Annotated in this window: 6 protein-coding genes; 3 read left to right on the top strand and 3 right to left on the bottom strand. The window is 46.0% G+C overall.

Annotated elements, in window-relative coordinates; translation table 11 throughout:
- Positions 1 to 240 precede the first annotated feature (240 nt).
- Positions 241 to 609 carry a hypothetical protein gene (locus QUA33_RS27165; protein ID WP_333152743.1) on the top strand — a complete coding sequence of 123 codons (369 nt, stop codon included), beginning with the start codon at positions 241 to 243 and terminating at the stop codon, positions 607 to 609.
- A 206-nt stretch (positions 610 to 815) separates the two neighbouring features.
- Here the strand turns inward: QUA33_RS27165 and QUA33_RS27160 are convergent, their stop codons facing one another.
- Together QUA33_RS27160 and QUA33_RS27155 are read right to left on the bottom strand one after the other, a co-directional pair.
- On the bottom strand, positions 816 to 1,976 hold the full coding sequence (locus tag QUA33_RS27160; RefSeq protein ID WP_333152745.1) for a glycerate kinase: 1,161 nt from the start codon (positions 1,974 to 1,976) through the stop codon (positions 816 to 818).
- Positions 1,977 to 2,179: 203 nt separating this feature from the next.
- Positions 2,180 to 2,512: a DUF565 domain-containing protein gene (locus QUA33_RS27155; protein WP_333152741.1), complete on the bottom strand. Its 333-nt coding sequence runs from the start codon at positions 2,510 to 2,512 to the stop codon at positions 2,180 to 2,182.
- Positions 2,513 to 2,874: 362 nt separating this feature from the next.
- Between QUA33_RS27155 and QUA33_RS27150 the strand changes: the two genes are divergently transcribed.
- Together QUA33_RS27150 and QUA33_RS27145 are read left to right on the top strand one after the other, a co-directional pair.
- Entirely contained in the window at positions 2,875 to 3,453 is a 579-nt protein-coding gene (locus QUA33_RS27150; RefSeq protein ID WP_333152739.1) for a hypothetical protein, read from the top strand.
- 281 nt (positions 3,454 to 3,734) lie between these two features.
- Complete coding sequence (locus QUA33_RS27145; protein WP_333152737.1) at positions 3,735 to 5,720, top strand: glycosyltransferase family 39 protein; 1,986 nt, start codon at positions 3,735 to 3,737, stop codon at positions 5,718 to 5,720.
- Positions 5,721 to 5,851: 131 nt separating this feature from the next.
- Here the strand turns inward: QUA33_RS27145 and QUA33_RS27140 are convergent.
- On the bottom strand, positions 5,852 to 6,043 hold a 192-nt coding region (locus QUA33_RS27140), incomplete at its 5' end, for a hypothetical protein (protein ID WP_333152735.1).

Genomic DNA, 6,043 nt, shown 5'->3' with positions numbered 1-6,043 from the left:
GTGATGCTATATCTGCCCATTCTTGTGGCTTTTTCATGCCTTCTCTTGTTCCCCAATCAAAGACCTGAATCCTTACGCTGCATTCTTTTCGGAAAGTGATGTAATGTTAAGGCACTAACCTAGAATAAATCATCCTTAAGATAGAAGCCAACGATACATCTCCGGGTAGATGAAAAAGCCGGGGAGCAAAGTAATAATTGATACAGTGAATTGTTAAATAAAACTACCAAGGAGTCGGCTATGTCTGAAATCAATACAGAAGTCAATAACACTGAAAACTTTGACGCTCAGCAGATCACTGAAAACGCGGAAGCTGGAGAACAAAAGTTGCCGACCGTTGATGTATCAGCAGACTACGAAGCTTCAAAAGAATTCAGCGTTAGTGACATCGATCGCACAGGTGCCGGCGCTCAAGCTGCCGCCGCTGCAACTGCACCTAAATTTCCTATTCCCGCTGCTCAAGATAATAGTGCAAAGCCGGCAGATAAAAGCGGCAATCCTAATGATTTTCGTTCGATGGCTCAGGAAATTAAGCCTGCTGGTACACCGGGCGAAGTTACCGACGATTTGATGCAGAAAGCGATCGATCTTGGGACTCCCGGCAGTTAATTTAGACATTCTCCATCCTATGCAAAACCTCTGTATTGTAGGGTGCTGATGCCCCGCCTTACCCCTATAATTCCCGCATCAAATCACGTTTTGCATAAGTCCTGAATTGTCAAGTGAGTGTACGATAAGCTGCCATACAGGAAGGACACAACATTGTTGTGTCCTTAAAGGCTGCAATAGAGTAGGGAGGCAATATTGTTGTTTCCTTAAAGGTTTAATTTTAAGTCGATCGCCAGACAAATTTTGCCGACAGCGCGATCGCCCAAAATTTCAATTACTAAATCCACACCATCCCCCTCAACCATCGAATTAATAAATAAATCGGGATGCAGCGCTTTCCAGAAATATTCAACAAACCGATTAATCTCAGCTTCTGACATTCCCGACTTCCCCGCCGCCATCATTTCCCGTTCCGCCTGATTGCGCCACACTTGAGAAATGCGATAATCTTGGGGATACAAAACCATCAACCGATCTAATCGGTTCCACAGCGGTAGATAGTCGTGCAGCTTCGCATTCATATCGCGCGCAAACTGACAGTCGCTTTCTGTGGAAATCGGAAACGGTGCAGTCGCCAAAAACTCGTTTAATTTGGCATCAACTACCGGATTCACACCGACAAACCAACCTTCAAAAAGTATAATATCTGCACCGGAAATAATTTCGGGTTGACTTCTATCTCCTGCACCTCCATAGGCAGATTTGTCAAACCTGGGAATTTCTATATTTTTATTAATTAAATCGGGTTTGAAGGCATCAGATTTGGGATTGTCAAGTCCTGCTAAATTGTGAGTTTGAGAACCGCGCAACTTGTCTAAAACTTCGATGCCCAAGTCAATATCGTGAGTGCCGGGAGGGCCGCGCCAAATTAAACGCGGGTCTGCTTTTTGGAGTTGTTGGCGATCGGCATAAGTCTTGTAAAGATCGTCTAAAGAAAGGCTGACAGTAGAATATCCCAATTTTCGCAGAATCAACCTCAAAACTTGGCATAAAGTAGTTTTTCCCGTTCCTTGCACTCCTAAAATTCCTTGAATTAGAGGACGGTTTAAACTTTGTTTTGCAGCCGATAATTGCATGGCCAGCGGCAGCCACAGATTCCAGAAAGTTTCGAGGAAAACAGTTGACTTTACGGGAAAAGTATGCAGTTCGTCAAGAAGAGAAAAGAATAAATCGGTTTTGCAGCGGACAACATCGGCTACATTGTCGGGAGTAATGCCAAAAGCGCGCGTTAGCGAAGCCCTCGAAGAGGATCGCACATCATCCGCAAGTTCCCACAAAGCTAGGTGGTCGAAGTCGGCAGCGATCGGGCGATCGCCGGCTTGCCACCGATGTAAAATTTCAACAGGCGTTACAGTCGATCGATCCATCTTCTCAAAACTCTTGATGCCAGAGCGGGTTTTGTACAAATCCTATCTGCAATTGACAAATATTTGACCCCACTCAAAACGGATAAAAGCCCCAACTCCGCTCGTGGAGAGTTCAAAAATTCCGACCCTAGTTCAAATTAAGATTTTTTTAAGAACACGTTTATATAAATACTATCGACAGCAGACAAATATTTCACCATTTTTTAAGAACCTAGTTTGAAAGCCTCGACAAATAAATTGTAAGTCAGACCAATTTTCAGAGCATTGAGCATCTCCACCCACAAATAACCTGCCGCAGGCCGCGGGCCGCCGTAAACCAGCCAGTTCACCAACTCGGTCAACAACACCAACAGCCCGGCCGCGATAATATCCCAATCCGCAGATTGTCCCGCGATGGTCGAAATAGCAGTTCCCAAAAAAGTGCCGAACAGCAGGCTAATTAGCAGGAGCGAAATCCGCCGCCAAGGATTGCTCAGCCAGCCACGGAAGCGATCGCCCAAAACATCAATTAATCTGTTAATTCGGGTATTCTGCATAAAAGTTATACGATTTGAGATTTGAGATTTGAGATTTGAGATGCGGAATGACTTATGAATATTGGGGTTGGGAGTACGGGCCTATAGTGGTACTCTTTTTTTCAACTGGTATTAAAAGCTATACCGATGAGTAAACAAATGACCCTCCCGACCAACTCCAAATCCTTACCGGAGTCAGTATGTCGCCATCTAAAATCTCAAATTTAACATCTAAGATGGTATTGAGCGATCGCGGACTTATAGCCGAGAACGCTCAAGTAATGTAAGTGTAACTGTATCTTGTGGCACAGCAGACCCTGGTTTTACATTAAAAATAGTTAAGACTAATTTCGGGTGCAGTCTATCCTTTAAGCCTAAAATTTATGAATCTTAAAATTTACCAGATCGTAATTGGAGTGTCGATCGTCCTAATTACAGGAATGTTTCTAGGACGTTTTGAAATCACTATCTCCAACGGTTCAAATCAGTCCAGCGACTGGCCCTCACAAGCCACCGCACTCCCCCCAATACCCCCCGTTTCCCCAGTCGCGACAGCTTCTGCCGACACCGCCAGCGAGCCCAAGCCCGACTCAACACCAACCCCCCCAGAGCCAGAAGAGGAATTGCTTTCCTCAGTCCCTGTAAATGCTAAAGCCTCCGGCCTTTTGCGCGTCAGCAACCGCAGCGAACACCCAGTGCGAGTAGCCCTGCTGTCGAAACGGCAAGCCAAGGAATCCTATGGAAAACCCGCGCACTGGGATTTTGCGCCGGGGGAAGGCGGCGGCAAGGGACTGATGCTATCGCTGCCGGAGGGCAAGTTACAAGTCAAACGAGGAGACATTCTGGTGGTTTTTGCTCAGGATGGTTCTCGCCGCTACTGGGGGCCTTTCGTCGCCGGGGAGACATCCTCACCCGCTTGGAACAGCACAGCCGGAGAATGGCAATTAATTTTGCAGCCGTGAACCCTTAGCTGCAGGTGCCGAGATTTTAATCGAGAAACACGGTTGATACGGTCTTATTGAGAATAATTCGGCTGTGTGAGGTTAACCTCACATAGCCGAATCATTATAAATACCAGGCATCTTGCCTGTTCTACAAAGCGTGAATTTTGTTGTGGGGAGTAGGAGCGGGGTTGCTCTAGCCCGCCCATAAAAGCCTTATTGAGAATGGTGTAACATCTCAGTTGAACCGCATTCGATCGAATTGGGAGTTTCGAGAATGCGAATCTTTCGGTAGACTCTCTATGCGAGCTAAAATTTTAAATCTAAAATCGCAGGAAGTTTCCGTGAAGGAAGTTATTAAAAATTTGTCAGAGTTTAGAAATCGCCCGTTAGCGAAGCCATCGAAGAGGCTCGCACCTTTGCTGCTATCAATTTTATGGCTGTGCGCGATCGCCTCTGTGGCTTTTTTGTGGAACCTCGGCAACATAGGCTTAGTTGACGAAACCGAACCGTTGTTTGCCGAAGCCGCGCGTCAAATGACCGTGACAGGGGATTTCATCACTCCTTATTTCAACGGCGAAACCAGGTTTGACAAGCCGCCGCTGATTTACTGGCTGATGGCCGTGGCTTACCGCACTCTGGGCGTTAACGAATGGGCCGTGCGTCTTCCCTCGGCATTGTGCGCGATCGGTCTGACTTGCCTGGGATTCTATACCCTATCGAAATCGAAGGAAGAAGGAAGTTCGGCAACGGATTCTGTAACGGATTTAACGGATGTCAGGAAGAAGGAAGAAGTCCGATGGAAGCCGGAAGAAGAAACAGAGAATAACAACTCTAAACTCAAAACTCCCCGTCTTCCCCTCTTTTTTTCTACTCCTTGGATTGGTGCGGCCCTAATAGCTTTAAATCCCCAAACTATTGCCTGGGGACGGACTGGCGTTTCAGATATGCTATTAGTCGGCTGTATGTGTTCGGCACTTCTGGCATTTTTTCTCGGTTACACTCTAGAAGAACAGAGAGAACAAGCAGAATTTTCCACTGTTTCCGCTTCGCGATTTCCGAATAAGTGGTATCTGACTTTTTACGTACTAATTGCCTTAGCAATTCTGGCTAAGGGGCCTGTGGGAATTGTCGTCCCAGGACTGATTGTTGGCAGCTTCGGGCTTTATTTGGGAAATTTTCGGCAACTTTGGCGCGAAATGCGTCCGGTGTCGGGAATCTTGATTATTTTGGCGATCGCCCTGCCTTGGTACATTTTGGTTATTTTAGCCAACGGTCAAACTTATATTGACAGCTTTTTTGGCTATCACAATTTCCAGCGTTTTACTGGAGTAGTCAACAAGCACTCGGCGCCTTGGTATTTTTACTTTTTTGTAGTGCTAGTTGGTTTTGCACCTTGGTCGATTTATTTGCCGGTGGCGATCGCCCGCACCCGTTTTTGGCAGCGCAGTTACTGGCGTCGTCAACCGCGATCGGCTCAGTTGAGTTTATTTGCCCTATTTTGGTTCGGCTGCATCTTTGGCTTTTTCACGATCGCCGTGACAAAATTGCCGAGTTATGTATTGCCTTTAATCCCCGCTGCTGCGATTTTGGTAACGCTGCTGTGGAGCGATATTATTGCAGGCAATGAATCCGATAACAGGCGGGTAAAGTTAGAAAAAAAATCGAATTCTTTACCGCGAGGGCTGTTAGCTACATACATTTTCAATGTGGTATTTTTATTAATTATAGCCGGAGCAACTTTCTACTGCTACAACTGGCTGGGAGACGACCCCGCAATGCCCAATTTTCCCCAAGCAATTCAGCAGTCAGGATTGCTGATTGTCGGCGGTACGATTTGGATAACTACAGCAGTGGCGATCGCACTTTTACTTTGGAAGCGGCAACAGCGCTGGATTTTGGTTGCTAACCTCATCGGGTTAGTAGCATTTATCATCTTTGGTCTTACTCCGGCCTACAAAGTGGTTGATATCAACCGCCAGTTACCTCTGAGACAGTTAGCACAGGTTGCCGTTCAACAAAAACTGCCAGGGGAAGAGTTTATTATGGTTGGTTTCTGGAAACCAAGTCTGGTTTTTTATACCCAAGAGCCAGTGACTTACTACCGAGCTGTTACAAAGGCGATCGACTACATTAAGGAATCTAAAAACCCAACTTCTCCCTCTATTTTGTTGCTGGGATATCCAGAAAAATTTGAGCAATTAGGATTGCAGCCAAATCAATATCAATTGTTGGAAAGTCGGGGCGCTTACCAACTCGCCAGGGTTCCGAGACAAGCGTTTCGATAGTGCCTCTAGTGTGACTCATACTTGTTAAACAAGGTAGAAAAATGATTACAACTAAGAATCTTCAACTACTTCCCGTCGAAAGGATTCACATAGAAGCTTTCTTACGAAGTAAAAGCGAGCTTGCAGCAATTTTAAATGTCATAGTGCCTAATAGTTGGCCTCTTTTCCCGGAAGCATTTTCCCTCCCGGCTGACGAAGCTTGCGAATCCAATCCGCCTCCAACTGACTGGCACAGCTACTTCTTTATTCGGCGTTGCTGAATTAGGGTATGATACGAGCAAAAATACGGGAGGGGAGTCGAAAATGATTTCCAGGATTTTGAT

This window comes from Microcoleus sp. Pol14D4 (genome assembly GCF_036701245.1).
Classification (GTDB): Bacteria; Cyanobacteriota; Cyanobacteriia; order Cyanobacteriales; family Microcoleaceae; genus Microcoleus.
Note: the sequence above shows the minus strand (reverse complement) of the source record. Positions and strands in the feature narration are given on the sequence as shown.

Coding starts and splice junctions, on each gene's coding strand:
- QUA33_RS27165 (WP_333152743.1), top strand. CDS start 241: ATGTCTGAAATCAATACAGAAGTCAATAACACTGAAAACTTTGACGCT.
- QUA33_RS27160 (WP_333152745.1), bottom strand. CDS start 1,976: ATGGATCGATCGACTGTAACGCCTGTTGAAATTTTACATCGGTGGCAA.
- QUA33_RS27155 (WP_333152741.1), bottom strand. CDS start 2,512: ATGCAGAATACCCGAATTAACAGATTAATTGATGTTTTGGGCGATCGC.
- QUA33_RS27150 (WP_333152739.1), top strand. CDS start 2,875: ATGAATCTTAAAATTTACCAGATCGTAATTGGAGTGTCGATCGTCCTA.
- QUA33_RS27145 (WP_333152737.1), top strand. CDS start 3,735: ATGCGAGCTAAAATTTTAAATCTAAAATCGCAGGAAGTTTCCGTGAAG.